The sequence below is a fragment of the Luteimonas sp. MC1825 genome (assembly GCF_014764385.1).
In the GTDB taxonomy this organism is placed as follows: Bacteria; Pseudomonadota; Gammaproteobacteria; order Xanthomonadales; family Xanthomonadaceae; genus Luteimonas.
The window spans coordinates 736,218-753,073 of record NZ_CP061714.1; the positions used below are offsets into that span (position 1 = coordinate 736,218).

At 69.5% G+C, this 16,856-nt stretch carries 15 protein-coding genes; 6 read left to right on the top strand and 9 right to left on the bottom strand.

All coding sequences use genetic code 11. The annotated features are described in order from the left end of the window. Nucleotides 1–47 precede the first annotated feature (47 nt). The 5 genes from IDM46_RS03445 (at nt 48) to IDM46_RS03465 (ending at nt 7,404) form a co-directional block, all read left to right on the top strand. Complete coding sequence (locus IDM46_RS03445) at nt 48–2,126, top strand: S9 family peptidase (RefSeq protein WP_185114817.1); 2,079 nt, start codon at nt 48–50, stop codon at nt 2,124–2,126. A gap of 82 nt (nt 2,127–2,208) precedes the next feature. Next, entirely contained in the window at nt 2,209–3,513 is a 1,305-nt protein-coding gene (locus tag IDM46_RS03450) for a DUF819 family protein (protein ID WP_182822489.1), read from the top strand. Then, nucleotides 3,510–4,709 carry a glycosyltransferase family 2 protein gene (locus tag IDM46_RS03455; protein ID WP_185114818.1) on the top strand — a complete coding sequence of 400 codons (1,200 nt, stop codon included), beginning with the start codon at nt 3,510–3,512 and terminating at the stop codon, nt 4,707–4,709. Before IDM46_RS03450 ends, IDM46_RS03455 begins: the two co-directional genes overlap by 4 nt. Further along, a complete protein-coding gene (locus IDM46_RS03460; protein WP_185114819.1) occupies nt 4,706–5,431 on the top strand; it encodes a class I SAM-dependent methyltransferase in 726 nt (241 codons plus the stop codon). The genes IDM46_RS03455 and IDM46_RS03460 overlap by 4 nt, the downstream gene beginning before the upstream one ends. Continuing rightward, complete coding sequence (locus IDM46_RS03465; protein ID WP_185114820.1) at nt 5,425–7,404, top strand: hypothetical protein; 1,980 nt, start codon at nt 5,425–5,427, stop codon at nt 7,402–7,404. The genes IDM46_RS03460 and IDM46_RS03465 overlap by 7 nt, the downstream gene beginning before the upstream one ends. Here the strand turns inward: IDM46_RS03465 and IDM46_RS03470 are convergent. The 5 genes from IDM46_RS03470 to IDM46_RS03490 all read right to left on the bottom strand — a co-directional run bounded on the left by IDM46_RS03470 (nt 7,328) and on the right by IDM46_RS03490 (nt 12,816). Continuing rightward, the gene (locus IDM46_RS03470; RefSeq protein WP_182822480.1) at nt 7,328–7,552 is read right to left on the bottom strand and encodes a CstA-like transporter-associated (seleno)protein; all 225 of its coding nucleotides are present in this window, start codon (nt 7,550–7,552) and stop codon (nt 7,328–7,330) included. The two genes, IDM46_RS03465 and IDM46_RS03470, sit on opposite strands and share 77 nt — an antisense overlap. After that, complete coding sequence (locus tag IDM46_RS03475) at nt 7,552–9,627, bottom strand: carbon starvation CstA family protein (RefSeq protein ID WP_182822478.1); 2,076 nt, start codon at nt 9,625–9,627, stop codon at nt 7,552–7,554. Before IDM46_RS03475 ends, IDM46_RS03470 begins: the two co-directional genes overlap by 1 nt. A 121-nt stretch (nt 9,628–9,748) precedes the next feature. Next, complete coding sequence (locus tag IDM46_RS03480) at nt 9,749–10,747, bottom strand: magnesium and cobalt transport protein CorA (RefSeq protein WP_185114821.1); 999 nt, start codon at nt 10,745–10,747, stop codon at nt 9,749–9,751. Between the two features lie 7 nt (nt 10,748–10,754). Then, complete coding sequence (locus IDM46_RS03485) at nt 10,755–11,960, bottom strand: DUF4105 domain-containing protein (RefSeq protein WP_185114822.1); 1,206 nt, start codon at nt 11,958–11,960, stop codon at nt 10,755–10,757. Beyond that, nucleotides 11,950–12,816 (bottom strand): transporter associated domain-containing protein, encoded by an 867-nt coding sequence (locus tag IDM46_RS03490; RefSeq protein ID WP_182822472.1) that lies wholly within the window; start codon nt 12,814–12,816, stop codon nt 11,950–11,952. The genes IDM46_RS03485 and IDM46_RS03490 overlap by 11 nt, the downstream gene beginning before the upstream one ends. 239 nt (nt 12,817–13,055) lie before the next feature. Here IDM46_RS03490 and IDM46_RS03495 point away from each other — a divergent pair, with 239 nt between their 5' ends. Beyond that, complete coding sequence (locus IDM46_RS03495; RefSeq protein ID WP_185114823.1) at nt 13,056–13,559, top strand: hypothetical protein; 504 nt, start codon at nt 13,056–13,058, stop codon at nt 13,557–13,559. 43 nt (nt 13,560–13,602) lie between these two features. On the opposite strand, the gene ybeY is transcribed toward IDM46_RS03495, so the two are convergent. From ybeY to miaB, 4 genes are read right to left on the bottom strand one after another with little or no spacing between them, the layout of a single operon-like run. Then, nucleotides 13,603–14,091, bottom strand: coding sequence for an rRNA maturation RNase YbeY (ybeY, locus tag IDM46_RS03500; protein WP_182822470.1), 489 nt, complete (start codon nt 14,089–14,091; stop codon nt 13,603–13,605). Further along, nucleotides 14,088–15,131 (bottom strand): PhoH family protein, encoded by a 1,044-nt coding sequence (locus tag IDM46_RS03505; RefSeq protein WP_182822468.1) that lies wholly within the window; start codon nt 15,129–15,131, stop codon nt 14,088–14,090. The genes ybeY and IDM46_RS03505 overlap by 4 nt, the downstream gene beginning before the upstream one ends. 38 nt (nt 15,132–15,169) lie before the next feature. Beyond that, entirely contained in the window at nt 15,170–15,424 is a 255-nt protein-coding gene (locus IDM46_RS03510) for a hypothetical protein (RefSeq protein WP_185114824.1), read from the bottom strand. After that, entirely contained in the window at nt 15,402–16,835 is a 1,434-nt protein-coding gene (gene miaB, locus IDM46_RS03515; protein ID WP_185114825.1) for a tRNA (N6-isopentenyl adenosine(37)-C2)-methylthiotransferase MiaB, read from the bottom strand. The genes IDM46_RS03510 and miaB overlap by 23 nt, the downstream gene beginning before the upstream one ends. Nucleotides 16,836–16,856: the final 21 nt, after the last annotated feature.

Below are 16,856 nucleotides of genomic sequence, written 5' to 3' on the forward strand. Positions count from 1 at the left end.
GCCGCCGCCGCCTACCATCGGGCCTTTCCGTGCCGGAGTCCCGATCCATGCTGCGAACCGCCCTGTTGCCCCTGTGCCTGCTCGCCGCGTTGCCGGCGGTGGCCGACGCCCGCGGTCTCGAGGCACGTGACCTGGCCGCACTCGACCGCGTGTCCGCCCCGACGCTGTCGCCGGATGGCCGGGTGCTGCTGTTCGCCCAGCGCGGCGTCGAATTCGATGCCGGCACCTCGTCCACCGCGCTGTACACCCGCAACCTGGTGACCCGCGACGCCGCGCCGCCCCGGCAGCTCACGCCGGCCGGCTGGAACGTCAATTCGCCGACCTTCTCGCCCGATGGCGCGACGGTGTACTTCCTCAGTGCCAAGGGCGGCAGCCAGCAGCTGTATGCGATCCCCGCCGCTGGCGGCAAGCCGCGCCAGCTGACCGACTTCGCGCTCGATGTCGGCAGCTACCGGCTGTCCCCCGACGGCAGCCGCATCGCGTTCAGTGCCGACACGTTCGCCGACTGCGCCGATTTCGCCTGCACCAGCAAGCGGCTCGCCGACACCAAGTCCTCCAAGGTCTCGGGCGTGGTGTACGACCAGCTCTTCGTGCGCCACTGGGACACCTGGAAGGACGGCCGCCGCAGCGGTCTGTTCGTGGCCGAGCTGCCGCAGGGCGCGAAAGCCAGGCCGGTGGCCACGGCTCTGGCGATCAGCAGCGCGCTCGACGGCGACATCCCGTCCAAGCCCTTCGGCGGCAGCGAGGACTACGCCTGGTCGCCTGACGGCCGCAGCGTGGTTGCCAGCGTGCGCGTGGCCGGCAAGCGGGAGCCGTGGTCGACCAACTTCGACCTCTACCGCCTGTCGACCGAGGGCGGCACCGCGCCGGTGAACCTCACCGCCGACAATCCCGCCTGGGATGCCGGCCCGGTGTTCAGCGCCGACGGCAAGACGCTGTTCTACCGCGCGATGAAGCGCCCCGGTTTCGAAGCCGACCGCTACGCGCTGATGGCGATGAACCTCGCCGACGGCAGCCGCCGAGAGATCGCTCCGAAGTGGGACCGGTCGCCGAGCCAGGTCGCGCCCTCTGCCGACGGCAGCACGCTGTATGTGGCCGCGCAGGACACCGGTGAATACCCGCTGTTCCGCATCGACGTGGCCAGCGGCGAGGTGGTGAAGCTGGTCGGCGACGGCACGGTGTCGGCGTTCGACATCGCCGGCGACACCCTTGCGCTTGCGCGCAACTCCATGCAGACCGGCGACGTGCTGTACACCACGACGCTCGCGGCTGACAACCTGCGCGCCATCACCCCGACCGCGGCCGAGCGCCTGCCGGGCGTGAGCTTCGGTGCCTTCGAGCAGTTCAGTTTCAAGGGTGCCGGCAACGACACCGTGCACGGCTACGTGGTCAAGCCGTGGAACTACGAGGAGGGCAAGTCGTATCCGGTGGCGTTCCTGATCCATGGCGGCCCGCAGGGCAGCTTCGGCAACGGCTGGAGCTACCGCTGGAACCCGCAGACCTATGCCGGCCAGGGCTACGCGGTGGTGATGATCGACTTCCACGGGTCCACCGGCTACGGACAGGACTTCACCGATGCCATCAGTGGCGACTGGGGCGGCAAGCCCCTGGTCGACCTGCAGAAGGGCTGGGCGGCGGCGCAGGACAGGTACGACTTCCTGGATGGTGACCGCGCCTGCGCGCTGGGCGCCAGCTACGGCGGCTACATGATCAACTGGATCGCCGGCAACTGGTTCGACCGCCAGGGCAACGCACCGTTCAAGTGCCTGGTCAACCACGACGGCGTGTTCGACACCCGTTCGATGGGCTATGTGACCGAAGAGCTGTGGTTCACCGAGTGGGAGAACGGCGGCACGCCGTACGACAACCCGAAGGGCTACGAGAAGTTCAACCCGGTCAACCACGTTGCGAAGTGGAAGGTGCCGATGCTGGTGGTGCAGGGCGAGAAGGACTACCGCGTGCCGGTCGACCAGGGCCTGTCGACGTTCACGGCACTGCAGCGGCGCGGCATCGACTCGCAGCTGCTGTACTTCCCGGACGAGAACCACTGGGTGCTGAAGCCGCAGAACAGCGTGCTCTGGCACGACACGGTCAACGCCTGGCTGAAAAAGCACATCGGCCAGTGACCGCGCCCGCGTGGCCGGCCGCGTGCCGGCCCCGCGCGATCCTCCACGACTTCCCCATACCGCTCCGACAGGACTGACGCCGATGGCCCCTGCCTCCGACGCGCCCGCGACTGCCGCCGAAACGGCGCTGGCCGCCGACGCGATTGAAGCCGCCGCACCACTGATCACCAACGACATCGTCGTATTCGGCCTGATCGCCGCCACGCTGGGGCTGATCTTCTGGCTGGCGTCGGGCCCCACGCCGTTCTGGAAGAAGTTCTTCGCCTGGATACCGGCGCTGCTGCTGTGCTACTTCATACCGGCGGTCTACAACACGGTCGGGCTGATCGACGGCACGCAAGGGGCGGTCTACAACCCGATCGGCAGCCGCGTGCTGTTGCCGGTGGCGCTGGTGCTCTTGACCATGACCATCGACCTCAAGGGCGTGCTCAGCCTGGGGCCGAAGCTGTTGTTCGTGTTCTGCATGGGCACGCTCGGCATCGCGCTGGGCGCGGTCGTGTCGTTCCAGCTGTTCGAGTGGTTCAAGCCCGACGTGGTCGCCGGCGACGTGTGGATGGGCATGGCGGCGCTTGCCGGCAGCTGGATCGGCGGTGGCGCCAACATGGTCGCGATCCGCGAGGTCTATGGCGTGGACGCCACACTGTTCGGGCAATTCGCAGTCGTGGACGTGGCCATCGCCAACCTGTGGATGGCCACCCTGCTGTTCCTTGCCGGCCGCGCGGCGACGATCGATGCGCGCAGCGGCGCCGACACGCGCGCCATCGACGAGATGAAGACGCGCCTCGAGGCGCACGAAGCGGAGCACGCGCGCATCCCCACGCTGACCGACCTGATGGTGATCATCGGCATCGGCTTCGGCATCGTCGGCGCGGCCCACGCGGTGGCCGCTCCCCTGGCGGCGTGGTTCACCGCCAACGTGGAGAACGCCGCGCGCTTCAGCCTCGACTCCAGTTTTGTCTGGGTGGTGTTGTTCTCCACGGGTGCCGGCCTGCTGCTCAGCTTCACGCCGCTGCGGCGGCTGGAAAACGCGGGCATGGCCAAGATCGGCAGTGCCTGCCTGTACTTCCTGATCGCCAGCATCGGCATGCAGATGGACTTCATGCAGCTGGCGGACCGTCCGTGGCTGCTGGCGCTCGCCGCGGTGTGGATGGGCGTGCACATCCTGGTGCTGTGGGCTGCCGCCAGGATGGTGCGTGCGCCGCTGTTCTACTTCGCGGTCGGCTCGCAGGGCAACATCGGCGCCGCGGCGTCGGCGCCGGTGGTGGCCGCCGCGTTCCATCCCACGCTGGCACCGGTCGGCGTGCTGCTCGGCACCATCGGCTATGCCACCGGCACGGTGATCGCCTACGGCATCGGCCAGGTGTTGCGGGTGATGGCGGGGGCATGAGCGCCGCTGCCGACCCGCGCGCGCACCGCGTGGACGCGGCTCCCGCGGGCCTCGAACTCACCATCCTCATGCCGTGCCTGGACGAGGCTGAAACGCTGGCCAGTTGCGTGCGCAAGGCGCAGGCGTTCCTCTCCGGATCGGGCGTGCGCGGAGAGGTGCTGGTGGCCGACAACGGCAGCGTGGACGGTTCGCAGGCGATCGCGCTGCGCGAGGGCGCGCGCGTCGTCGACGTCGCGGAGCGCGGATACGGCGCGGCGCTGATGGCGGGCATGCAGGCCGCGAGTGGCCGCTACGTGGTCATGGGCGATGCCGACGACTCCTATGATTTCTCGCGGCTCATGCCCTTTGTCGACGGCCTGCGCGGCGGCAGCGACCTGGTGATCGGCAACCGCTTCCGCGGCGGCATCGCACCCGGTGCCATGCCGTTCCTGCACCGCTACCTCGGCAACCCGGTGCTGAGCTTCCTCGGGCGGCTGTTCTTCGGCGTCGGCGTGCGCGATTTCCACTGCGGCCTGCGCGGGTTCGACCGCGAGCGCTTCCTCACCCTGGGACTGGCCGGGCGCGGCATGGAGTTCGCCAGCGAGATGGTGGTAAAGGCCTCGCTTGCCGGCTACCGGATCACCGAGGTGCCGACCACCCTGCAGCGCGACGGCCGTTCGCGCGCGCCGCACCTTCGCACCTGGCGTGACGGCTGGCGGCACCTCCGCTTCCTGCTGGTGCACAGCCCGCGCTGGCTGTTCATGCTGCCCGGTGCCACGCTGGTGACGGTGGGCGTCGCGGCAATGGCGGTGATCGGCGTGCGCAGCGTGAACATCGGCGGCCTGAACCTCGACGTGCATACGCTGTCCTATGCCGGCGCCGCGATCATCCTCGGCGTGCAGATGGTGCTGTTCGCGGTGCTGGCCAGCTCGATGGGGATCCGCAACGGCTGGTTGCCGGGCGACGCACGCAACCGGCTGCTGTCGGCGATCACGCTGGAGCGTTGCCTGGTCGCCGCGGCGTTGCTGTTCCTGGCCGGGATCGGGATGTCGCTGTATGCGGTGTTCCTGTGGGCCGCGCGCGACTTCGGCGTACTCGACCCGAGCGCCACGATGCGCTGGGTGATCCCGTCGGTGACGCTCATGGGCGTCGGCGGGCAACTCGGCCTGGCGGCATTCTTCCTGGAGGCGCTGCGCCTGCCGGATGCTCCGAGGTGAGCCGCGGGCGCGGCATCGGCGCGCAGTACAACAGCGCGCGCGGCGGCAGCGCCACCGATCGCGTGTCCACGCACATGCGGCGCAGGATGTACGCGCGGTTCATCGCCGCCGGGGTGACCGACGACGACCACATCCTCGACGTGGGCGTGACCAGCGACCGCGAGCAGCTCGCCTCCAACTACCTGGAGGCCTGGCACCCGCGCAAGGACAGGATCACGGCGTGCGGGATCGACGACGCCGCGTTCCTGGAAGACGCCTACCCGGGCATGCGCTTCGTGCGTGGTGACGGCAAGGACCTTCCGTTCCCCGACGCAAGCTTCGACTGGGTGCATTCCAGCGCGGTGCTCGAGCATGTCGGGTCGGCGGGGGAGCAGGCGCGGTTTGTCTCCGAGCTGTACCGGGTGTGCCGCAAGGGCATCTTCATCACCACGCCAAACCGCTGGTTTCCAGTGGAATTCCACACCGTGCTGCCGGTGGTGCACTGGCTGCCGAAACCCTGGTTCCGCGCGCTGCTGCGCACGCTCGGGCACGACGCGCTGTCGCGCGAGGACAACCTCAACCTGTTGGGGCGACGCGAGCTCGCGCAGGCATGCGCGCAGGCCGGGCTGCCGGCCTGGCGCATCGGCAGCGTCTCGCTGCTTGGTTGGCCCAGCAACCTGCTGCTGGTTGCGCGGCGCGCGCAGGCCGCGGTGGCGCGCGCCCCGCGGGACGGCGGGTGCTGACGCGGCCCGCATTCGACGCGTGGCGGGCCGGCTGGATGGTCGCGGCCGCCGTGGCGTCGTCGCTCCTGTTCATCGCACTGGTCCACCACCTTCCGGTATCGATCCTCGCAGGTGCGGGCTACGACGATGCCTGGTTCTGGCAGCGCGCGGAGAGCATCGCCGCCGGCCGCTGGCTGGGCACCTTCGACTCGATGACCCTGATCAAGGGACCCGGGTATCCCCTGTTCCTCGCCGCCAGCCATGTGCTCGGATTGCCGGCCACCACGATGCAGGCGGTGCTGTACGCCGCCGCCTGCCTGCTGCTTGGTGGCGCCGTATACCGCGTGTCCGGCCGCCCCCTGCTCGCGCTGGTGCTGGTGCTGGCCGTGCAATGGCATCCGGCGGCACTGGGCTGGAACCGCGTGATCCGCGACAACATCGGTGGCGCGCAGATCCTCATCGTGCTCGCCTGCCTGCTGTATTTCCTGCATGCCCGGCGCGCCGGCAGGCGCGGATGGGGATGGGCCGTGTCGGCGGGCATCGCGCTCGCCTGGTTGTGGACCACCCGCGAGGATGCGGTCTGGGTGGTGCCCGGGATCACCTTGTTGCTGCTGGCGCACGCGGCCACGGCCTGGCGGGAGCGTGTCGACCGGCGTCGCCTGGCGGTCGGGGTCGGGCTCATGGCGTTCGCATGCGCCGGCGCGCTGGGGGTCGTCGCGGGCGTCAACATGGCCCGCTACGGCGCGTTCGCCACCGTCGACACCCGGGGCACGGCCTACCGGGACGCGCTGACGGCGCTGCAGCGCGTGCGCGTCGGGCCACCCGTGCACCAGGTGCCGGTGCCGGAGCCCGTCAGGCAGGCGGTATATGCCACCAGCCCGGCGTTCGCACGCCTGCGTCCCTATCTCGAATCCCCCGAGCACCGCGGCGGCGAGGCCTGCAGGCTTGCGCCGCAGTCCTGCAGCGACTACAGCGGCGGGTGGTTCATGTGGGTGCTGCGCGCCGCCGCGGCGTCGATCGGCGAGTACCGGTCCGCGTCCGCGGCCGAGGCCTACTTCCGCACCCTGACCGATGAAATCGACAGCGCCTGCGATGACGGCCGCCTGGCGTGCACGGGCCGGCTGGCCGCCAGCCTCCCGCCGGTTGACCCCGCGCAGTGGAAGACCGTGCCGGGTCGCGTGGGCAAGGCGGCGCAGCTGCTCACCTGGCAGGGAGTCGGTGGCGGACAGCCGCCGAGCGACACGGCCGCAGCCGGTGTCGGGGCGATGTGGCGCTTTGTCGGACGCCCGCCGGTGCGTGACCCGGCCGAGGTGCTCGGCACGCAGGTGGCGGGCTGGTTCCATGACGCGCGACCCGGATGGCTGGCCGTGCGCTGTACGCATCCGGTCCTGCTGGTGGCGGTCGAGCGCCAGCCGAGTCCGGACATCGCGCTGCACTTCGCGGACCCCGGTGCCGGCATGAACCGCTTCCGGGTTGCGGTTCCCGCCATTGCAGGCTGCGGATTCGAGCCGACCTCGGGCGCCGGTGCGGTTGCGCTCGCGGCACTCGCCGGGGCGCCGGCTGCGGCGGCCCTGGGCTCGGGCACGCTGACCGTCGAATCAGTGGTCGAGGGCATTCCGCCGACGGCACGGGAGCAGGCCTGGCCACGCGCCGTACGCCACGTGATCTGGAGCGCCTACGCGCGTGTCCTGCCCTGGCTGGCGGGCGCGGGCCTGCTGGCGTTCCTGTGGGCGAGCTGGCGTGCGGCGCGCAATCGGAGACTCGAGCCGCTGTACCTGCTGGCGGCGACGGCCTGGTGCCTGGTGGCCGCGCGCGCGGCACTGCTGGTACTGGTTGATCTCTCGGCGTTCGCGGCCATCCGTGTGGACTACCTGCAGCCGGCGTTCGCCCTGCTGGTCGTCGCGAGCGTGGCGTCGCTCAGCAGCAGCGGAAGCCCCCGCGCGCGCCGTAGCGCGCATCCTGTCGCTCGCGGAAAAAAGTGGGGTAGTCCATGACGTCGCGGTCCGGGTGCGTCTCGAGCATGTGGCGCACGTAGTTGTCGTAGTCCGGTATTCCGCAGCACAGGCGCGCGGTCTGCACCAGCCTGCGCCACACACGCCGGTGCGTGGCGTAGTACTCGAGCGGGACCAGCGCGCCGGCCATCAGAGCCACATCTTCTGCTGTTCGGGCGTCAGCGCGACATACGGCGTCTCGCGATCGGTGCGCACGTCGCTGCGCCGCGCCTTGCGGACCGCGCCGATCGAATACACCAGGATCGCCACCACCACCAGCATGAACAGCACGGTGAGACCCGCGTTGACGTAATTGTTGATCATGATCTGCTGCATGCCGCCGAAGTCCTTCGACGGGGCGATCAGTTCACCCGCCGCCAGCGCGTCCCGGTACCTGTTGGCCTGCGCCATGAATCCGACTGCCGGGGTGGGGTCGAAGATCTTGATCCAGCCGGCGGTCAGCGTGCACAGCAGCAGCCAGACGGTCGGCACGATCGACACCCACGCGTAGCGGTCCTTCTTCATCTTGAACAGCACCACCGTGCACAGCATCAGCGCGATGCCCGCCAGCATCTGGTTGGCGATGCCGAACAGCGGCCACAGCATGTTGATGCCGCCTAGCGGATCGTTCACGCCCTGGTAGAGGAAGTAGCCCCACAGCGCGACGCAGCCCGCGGTGGCGAGCAGGTTTGGCCCCCAGGATTCGGTCTTGCGCATCACCGGCACGAAGTTGCCCAGAAGGTCCTGCAGCATGAAGCGGCCCGCGCGCGTGCCGGCATCGACGGCGGTGAGGATGAACAGCGCCTCGAACAGGATCGCGAAGTGGTACCAGAACGCCATCATCCCTTCGCCCGGGATCACGGCATGGAAGATCTGCGCGATGCCCACGGCGAGCGTCGGCGCGCCGCCGGCACGCGACAGGATCGAGTTCTCGCCGATGTCCGCGGCCGTCGCGACCAGCACGTCGGGCGTGACCGTGAAGCCCCAGCTGGACACCATTTCAGCCACCGCCACCGGGTCGGTGCCGATGATCGCCGCCGGGCTGTTCATCGCGAAGTACACGCCCGGATCGATCACCGACGCCGCCACCATCGCCATGATCGCCACGAACGACTCCATCAGCATGCCGCCATAACCGATGTAGCGCGCGTGGCCCTCGTTGGCGAGCAGCTTGGGCGTGGTGCCCGAGGCGATCAGCGCGTGGAAGCCCGACACCGCGCCGCAGGCGATGGTGATGAACAGGAACGGGAACATGCTGCCCTTCCACACCGGGCCGGTGCCGTCGGTGAACTGGGTCAGCGCCGGCATGCGCAGCTCCGGCATGACGATGAAGATGCCGATGGCCAGACCGAGGATGGTGCCGATCTTGAGGAACGTCGACAGGTAGTCGCGCGGTGCCAGCAGCAGCCAGACCGGCAGTACCGCGGCCACGAAGCCGTAGCCGATCAGCATCCAGGTGATCTGCGTGCCGGTGAAGGTGAACGCCGGGCCCCAGGTCGGGTGTGCGCCGACCTTGCCGCCCATCCAGATCGCACCGACCAGCAGGATGATGCCCACCACCGAGATTTCGCCGATCCTGCCCGGGCGGATGAAACGCATGTAGACGCCCATCATGATCGCGATCGGGATGGTGGCGATGACGGTGAACATGCCCCAGGGGCTGCCTTCCAGCGCCTTGACCACGATCATCGCCAGCACCGCCAGGATGATGATCATGATCAGGAACGCGCCGAACAGCGCGATGGTGCCGGGCACCTGACCCATCTCCTCGCGCACCAGGTCGCCGAGCGAGCGCGCGTCGCGGCGGCTGGATACCACCAGCACCATGAAGTCCTGCACCGCGCCCGCCAGCACCACGCCGGCGATCAGCCAGAGCGTGCCGGGCAGGTAGCCCATCTGTGCCGCCAGCACCGGGCCCACCAGCGGGCCCGCACCTGCGATCGCGGCGAAGTGGTGGCCGAACAGCACATGCTTGTTGGTCGGGACGAAGTCGAGTCCGTCGTTGCGGCGGATCGCAGGCGTCGCGCGCGTCGGGTCGAGGCCCAGCACCTTGTCGGCGATGTACAGCCCGTAGAAGCGGTAGGCCACCAGGTAGATCGACACCGCCGCCACCACGATCCACAGGGCGTTGATGGGTTCGCCGCGGCGCAGGGCCACGGTGCCGAGGCAGAACGCCCCGAGCAGGGCGAGCGCCGCCCAAGCGAGTTTCCCGAGTCCACCCTTCATGCGATTCCCCGTCTGTTCCGGCTGCGCCAAGGGTCTACCCATGGCCCGGCGCGGTCAATCGCGGGTGCTGCAATGCGTGAACACGCAGCCTACGACTTTGGTCGCAGGCCGCAAGCCGTATTCAGAGCCAGCGCACCCGGCGCAGGTAGACGTACAGCCCGGCCACCACCACGACCACCACCCCGACCAGCAGCGGATAGCTCCAGCGTCCGGCGAGCTCCGGCATGTGCACGAAGTTCATGCCATACCAGCTTGCAATCAGGGTGGGCGCGGCCAGCAGCGCGGCCCAGCCGGCCAGGCGCTTCACCACCTCGCCCTGGGCCAGCGTCACCAGCGCCTGGTTGACGCTCAGCGCGGTGCCCAGCATGTCGCGCAGCATGTCGATGCTGTCGTTGATCCGCACCGAATGATCCAGCACGTCGCGCAGGTACAGGCGGATCTCGTCGTGCAGCAGCGGGGTGTTGCTGCGCAGCAGCTGTGAAAGCACGTCCTGCATGGGCGTCAGCGCCACGCGCATGTAGGTCAGCTCGCGCTTGAGGTCGTACAGCCGGCGCACGATGCCGCGGTGGAAGGTGTCGCGGAAGATGTCCTGTTCCAGCGCCAGCAACGTGGCCTTGAACTCGTCCACGATCGGCACGTAGTCGTCGACGATGGCATCGAGCACGGCATACAGCGCGAAGCCGGGCCCCAGCGCGAGCAGCCCCGGATTGCGCTCCACGCGTGCGCGGGCGGCTGCATACGACGCCGATGCGCCATGGCGCACCGTCACCAGGTAGCGCGCGCCGAGGAAGGCATGGGTCTCGCCGTAACGGATGTGCTCGTCGACGACCTGGGCGGTGTTGCCGGCGATGAACAGCGAATCGCCGTAGGCTTCCAGCTTGGGGCGCTGGTGGGCGTGGTGGGCGTCCTCGACCGCGAGCGCGTGGAGGTTGAATTCCTCCTGCAGCTTGGCGAGCACCGTTTCGTCAGGCTCGTACAGCCCCACCCAGACAAAGCTGCCGTCGTCGACATCGAGGACGTCGCTGATTTCGTCAAGGCTGATGTCGCGGCGCCGGCCATCGCGGTCGTAGGCGGCGCTGTTGATCACGCAGGCCGGCAGGGCAGGGGCAGGGGCGGTCATTGCCGCATCATGCACCTGTTCGCCGCTGGCGCCAGAGCACCGCGGCCAGCGCCAGCTGCAACGGCAGCATCAGGGCGATCCAGTGGCCGTTGCGCTGCGACTGCAGCGGCATCCACAACAGGAACGGCGACAGCAGCACCAGCACGCCGATGCCCGCCAGCAGCACCCGGAACACCGTCCCGCCATCGCCGCCGCGGGCGATGCGCCAGGCACCGGGGACGAGCAGCAGGCACAGCGGATTGAACAGGATCAGGTTGTGGTTGGCCCAGGCGAAGCGGTGCGCGGTGCCCAGCCAGAGGTAGAGCATCAGCCCGCCGAGCAGTGCGCATGCCAGCCACGTTGCGATCGCCGCCCACGCCACGACCGCGGGGCGCTTGCGCTGCGACCAGGCGAGCGCCGCCAGCACCAGCCCGGCGACCAGCCAGGGGAGCCAGGCCACCGCGCGGGGCTCGGGTTCGGCGCCGATGCGGTGCGGCAGCAGCGCTTCCTCCGACGCCACCAGCGGGCGGCCATCGGCGTGCCGCATGTCGCGCAGCGCGCTGGCCAGGCGCATCGGCACGAAGGCATCTTCCCAGAGCGCGTTCGGGCGGTCGGCGGCCGGCCCGAGCCCGAGGTCGAAGCCCAGCGCCATCCACGGCGCCGGGCGCGCCAGGCGCACCGCTTCGCTGCGGAAGGTGTTGCCCTGCGAGCGGCCCTGCATCTGCCGGCGCAGGGCGCCGCCAAGGGTCGCGTCGAGCGCGTCGCGCACGCGCGTGGAGCAGTTGTCGGTGAAGTAGTCGTAGGCGTAGTGCGCGTTCTCGGGGCGCGCGTTGTCGGCGAGTCGGGCGGCGAGGGATGTCGCCGCGGCCTCATCCAGGTCGAGCCACTGGATCGACACCCCGCGTCCGACATCGCGGTAGTAGGCGAGGTCGTCGGCCAGCGGCAGCGCGGCCAGTCGGTAGCGCATGTCGCCGCGCACGAAGCGCGCCACGAAATCCGGCTCGTCGGGGTCGAAGAAGCCGAAGTTGTACGAGATCGGCGGGCCGGCCGCGGGGTCGTCGACCACGATCGCGTTGTGGCCGAAGCGCTCGAAGAACACCTCGCCCGGCTGCATGGTGGCCACGCCGATGCGTGGCGCCGCCACGGCCGTCGCACACCAGGCGCACAGCAGCAGGAGCAGGGCGGTCGCCGGCCACCGCAGGCGACGGTTGGCGCGCCGGGGGCTATTCGGCATGGATGGCGACGTGCAGCGCGTGCAGGCGGCGGGCGTCGGCGCTGGCCACGCGGAACGTGAAGCGGCCGAGCGTGAGCTCTTCGCCCGCCTCGGGCAGGTGGCCGATGGCGGCGGTGACCAGGCCACCGACGGTGTCGTATTCGTCGTCGTCGAAATCGGCGCCGAAGCGGCTGTTGAAATCGCTGATCGGGGTCAGCGCGTCGACCACGTACTGGCCGTCGGCCTGCGCGGCGATCAGGGCCTCGGGGTCTTCGGCGTCATCGTGCTCGTCGTCGATCTCGCCGACGATCTCCTCCAGCACGTCCTCGATGGTCAGCAGCCCCGCCACGCCGCCGTACTCGTCGATCACGATCGCCATGTGGTTGCGCGACTGGCGGAACTCGCGCAGCAACACGTTGAGCTTCTTGGATTCGGGAATCAGCACCGCCGGGCGCAGCAGCTCGCGCACCGTGCCGGGGCCGTTGTCGGCCACCACCCCACGCAGCAGGTCCTTGGCCAGCAGGATGCCGAGGATCTCGTCCTTGTCGTCACCGTGCACCGGGAAGCGCGAGTGGCCGGACTCGACCACCTGCTTCAGCAGGTCCAGGAAGGGCGCGGCCACGGGCAGCGCGACCATCTGCGCCCGCGACACCATCACGTCGCCGACGGTCATGTCGGACACGGAGATCGCGCCTTCCATCATCCGCAGGGTGTCGGACTCGATCAGGCCATTGGCCTGCGCATCGCGCAACAGCTCGACCAGGTCGTCGCGTGAACTGGGATCGCCGGAAATCGCCCAGCTCAGGCGTTCCAGCCAGCTGCGCCGCCGCTCGGGGTGGTCCGGCGCGGGGCCTTGACTACTGTCGTCCTCGGACATCTCGCTCGCATCGTCGCCCCGGGGGGAGGGGCGGCCAGCGCAGTTTACCCCGTCCGGGGGGTGAGGGCCGCGTGCAGCCGCCGGCAGCGGAAAGCACCGACAGCCCCCGCCGCGGATGACCGGCATGCGGGCGTGGCCCCGCCCGACGGCGGGTGATCGCCGAAACGCGCATGGTGGACGCGTCGCGGGACGCGACCCGCGGCATGCCCGCCGCGAACCCCCGGGCCAAGGAGCACCCCATGCAACGCGCCAGTCTGTCCGGCACCACCGCGGCCATCGTCGCCCTGGTCGTGTGTACCGCCCCCGCGTCCGCCCGGAGCGACCCCGACCTGCGGCCGGGCAACTATGTGGATGTTGCTGCCTACCTGCAGACCGATGAGGCCTTCGAGGCCTGGTTCACGCTCCGCCACCAGCTGTATCGCAACTTCGACGCGATCTGCGGCGACACGTTCTGCGAGGGCGACTACAGCAACATCCAGTCGTTGCGCTTTGTCTGCTCGGTGCACCGCGTCAGCGGCCTGGTCGGCAGCTGCGCCTGGAGTTTCGCCGCGAGCGAGGAATCGGTGGCGCGGCGCAGCGGCCGGATTTCGGCGGAGACCCCGGCATGGTTGTGCGTGTCACCGCTGGTCGCGGGCACTACCATCGAGGCGTTGCTGCATGCACTGCAGGGCGAAGAGCCGCTGTATGCGGCATTGCCCGGTACATCACTGACGCTTTACGACGGGCTGGTCGACTGTCTCTGAGTCCCGGTCATCGCCTGTCGGCCCGGATGCGGTCCGGCGTCCGTCAGGCGTCGCGGTAGGGGTCGTCGATGCCCAGGCCGGCGAGGATCTCGCGCTCCAGCTTCTCCATCGCCTCGGCTTCGAGCTCGTCGCCGTGGTCCCAGCCAAGCAGGTGCAGGGTGCCGTGCACGGTCAGGTGGGCGTAGTGGGCCGCCAGTCGCTTGCCCTGCTCGGCGGCTTCGCGCGCGACCACCGGCGCGCACAGCACCACGTCGCCAAGCAGCGGCATGCGCACGCCCTTGGGCAGCTTGATGCTGTCGTCGAGTTCGGCGGGAAAGCTGAGCACGTTGGTGGCGTAGTCGCGGCCGCGGTAGTGGCGGTTCAGGGCACGGCCCTCGGTTTCGTCGACAACGCGGATGGCAAGGTCGGCCTCGCGGATGCGACCGGCCAGCGCCGCGGCGACCCATTTCCGGAAGCTCACCGCGGCAGGCAGGCCGGCGCGCGGCAGCGCATAGCCCACGGCGACGTCAAGGCGCACCGGACCCCTGGTCATGGCGAGGCCTCGCTCCCGGGCGGCGCGGCATTGGCGTTGTCGGCGTCGCGCAGTTCGTAGGCGTTGACGATGCGCGCCACCAGCGGATGGCGCACCACGTCGCGTGACTCGAAGAAGGTGAAGCTCACGCCGTCCACCTCGTGCAGCACCTCGACCGCATCGCGCAGGCCGGATTTCATGTGTTTCGGCAGGTCGATCTGCGACAGGTCGCCAGTGACGACCGCGGTGCTGCCAAAGCCGAGGCGCGTCAGGAACATCTTCATCTGCTCGATGGTGGTGTTCTGCGCCTCGTCGAGGATCACGTAGGCGTCGTTGAGCGTGCGCCCGCGCATGTAGGCCAGCGGCGCGATCTCGATGACGTTCTTTTCCAGCAGCTTCAGCACCTTCTCGACGCCGAGCATTTCATACAGCGCGTCGTACAACGGCCGCAGGTAGGGATCGACCTTCTGCGAGAGGTCGCCGGGCAGGAAGCCGAGCTTCTCGCCAGCCTCGACCGCCGGGCGGACCAGAATCAGGCGCTGCACCCGGGACTCGTTGAGGGCTTCCACCGCACTGGCCACGGCCAGGAAGGTCTTGCCGGTGCCGGCCGGGCCCACGCCGAAGTTGATGTCGTGGGTGGCGATGGCGTGCAGGTATTTCTGCTGGTTGCCGCCGCGCCCGCGGATGGTGCCGCGCTTGACGCGGATCGCCACGTCCTGCGGCACGAAATCCGGGTCCGACTGCCGCTGCCGCGCGACGCGCCGCGTGGCTTCGACATCCTCGCGCGCCGCGCGCGATGCGCTGACCCGCAGATGGATGCCCTGGCCGTCAAAGGTCTCGGTGGCGGCTTCGAGATACAGGTCCCGGAGCAGGCGTTCGGCTTCGTCGACGCGTTCGGCGTCATCGCCGCTGATGCGGAAGATGTTGCCGCGGTTGGCGATCTCCACGCCAAGCGCAAGCTCGACCTGGCGGAGATGGCCATCGAAGGGGCCGCAGAGGTTCGCGAGGCGCTCGGTGTCGGCGGGCTCGAGGGTGAAGTCGCGCTGGTGTTGGTTCGGCATAGGTCGGCAAGGGTAGCGCGCCGGCGCGGGGCCTGCGTTCACGCCCTGGCGAGGCCGCGCCACGCCAGGCCAAGCCCGATGCCGGCCAGCAGCAGCGAGCCGGCCAGCCAGGCCCAGCCCACTGCGCCCGCCGTGCCGCCATCGCGCACCAGGTACAGCCACGCGCGCGCCAGCCCCAGCACGGCAAGCCCGCAGAACCACAGGCCGAGCGGGTCGATGCGGCGCCTGTGCGCGGAGCCGGCCCTGGGCGGCGTGTCTCCGGCCCGGGCGTCAGGTGGTGGTGGGCGCTTCAATGCCGGCCACGCGCCCGCGCAGTGAATTGCTGAGCGCCTCGGTGATCAGCACGTCGACGAACTGTCCCACCAGTCGCGCAGGGCCGGCGAAATTGACCGAGCGCATGTTCTCGGTCTTGCCAGTGAGTTCATTGGCGTCCTTCCGCGACGGGCCGGTGACCAGCACCTTGTGCACGCTGCCCAGCATGGCCCGGGAGATGCCGGCCGCGTGCTCGTTGATGTGCGCCTGCAGCCGCGACAGCCGCGCGTGCTTCTCCTCGCCCGTCACCGTGTCCTCGAGGTCCGCGGCCGGCGTGCCCGGGCGGCGCGAATAGATGAAGGAGAACGACTGGTCGAAGCCGATGTCCTCGATGAGCTTCATGGTCTTGTCGAAATCGGCGTCGGTCTCGCCGGGAAAGCCGACGATGAAGTCGGAGGAGATCGAGATGTCCGGGCGCACCGCGCGCAGCTTGCGGATCTTCTGCTTGAACTCGAGTGCCGTGTAGCCGCGCTTCATCGCCGACAGGATCCGGTCCGAGCCCGACTGCACGGGCAGGTGCAGGTAGTTGGCCAGCTGCGGCACGTCGCGGTAGGCCTCGACCAGCGAGTCGGAAAACTCCAGCGGATGCGAGGTGGTGAAGCGGATGCGGTCGATGCCGTCGATTTCAGCCACCGTGCGGATCAGCAGGCCGAGGTCGGCGAACTGCGGTTCGCCCGAGGCCGCGTTGCCGTCGCCGCATTCGGCAGGCGCGATCGGGCCACGGTAGGCGTTGACGTTCTGGCCCAGCAGGTTGACCTCGCGCACGCCCTGCGCGGCGAGCTGCATGACCTCCACCAGCACATCCTCGAACGGCCGGCTGACCTCTTCGCCGCGGGTGTAGGGCACCACGCAGAACGAGCAGTACTTGCTGCAGCCTTCCATGATCGAGACGAAGGCGCTCGGGCCCTCGGCGCGCGGCTCGGGCAGGCGGTCGAACTTCTCGATCTCGGGGAAGCTGATGTCGACCTGCGGCAGGCCGCTCTCGCGTCGGCCGCGGAGCAGCTCGGGGAGGCGGTGCAGGGTCTGCGGGCCGAACACCAGGTCGACGTACGGCGCGCGCTTCACGATCGCCGCGCCTTCCTGGCTGGCCACGCAGCCGCCGACACCGATCAGCACCGGGCGTCCGCCCTGCTTCAGGCGCTTCCAGCGGCCCAGCTGGCTGAACACCTTCTCCTGCGCTTTTTCGCGGATCGAGCAGGTATTGACGAGTATCACGTCGGCTTCGTCGACGTTCGTCGTGAGTTCCAGGCCGTCGGACTCGGCCAGCACGTCAGCCATGCGCGCCGAGTCGTACTCATTCATCTGGCAGCCGTGGGTCTCGATGAAGAGCTTGCCGGCGGGACGCAGGCGGTCGTCGGGCGCGGTGTCGGTCTGGGGTGGTGGCAGGGTCATGGCATGTCCGGGGCGCGGCGC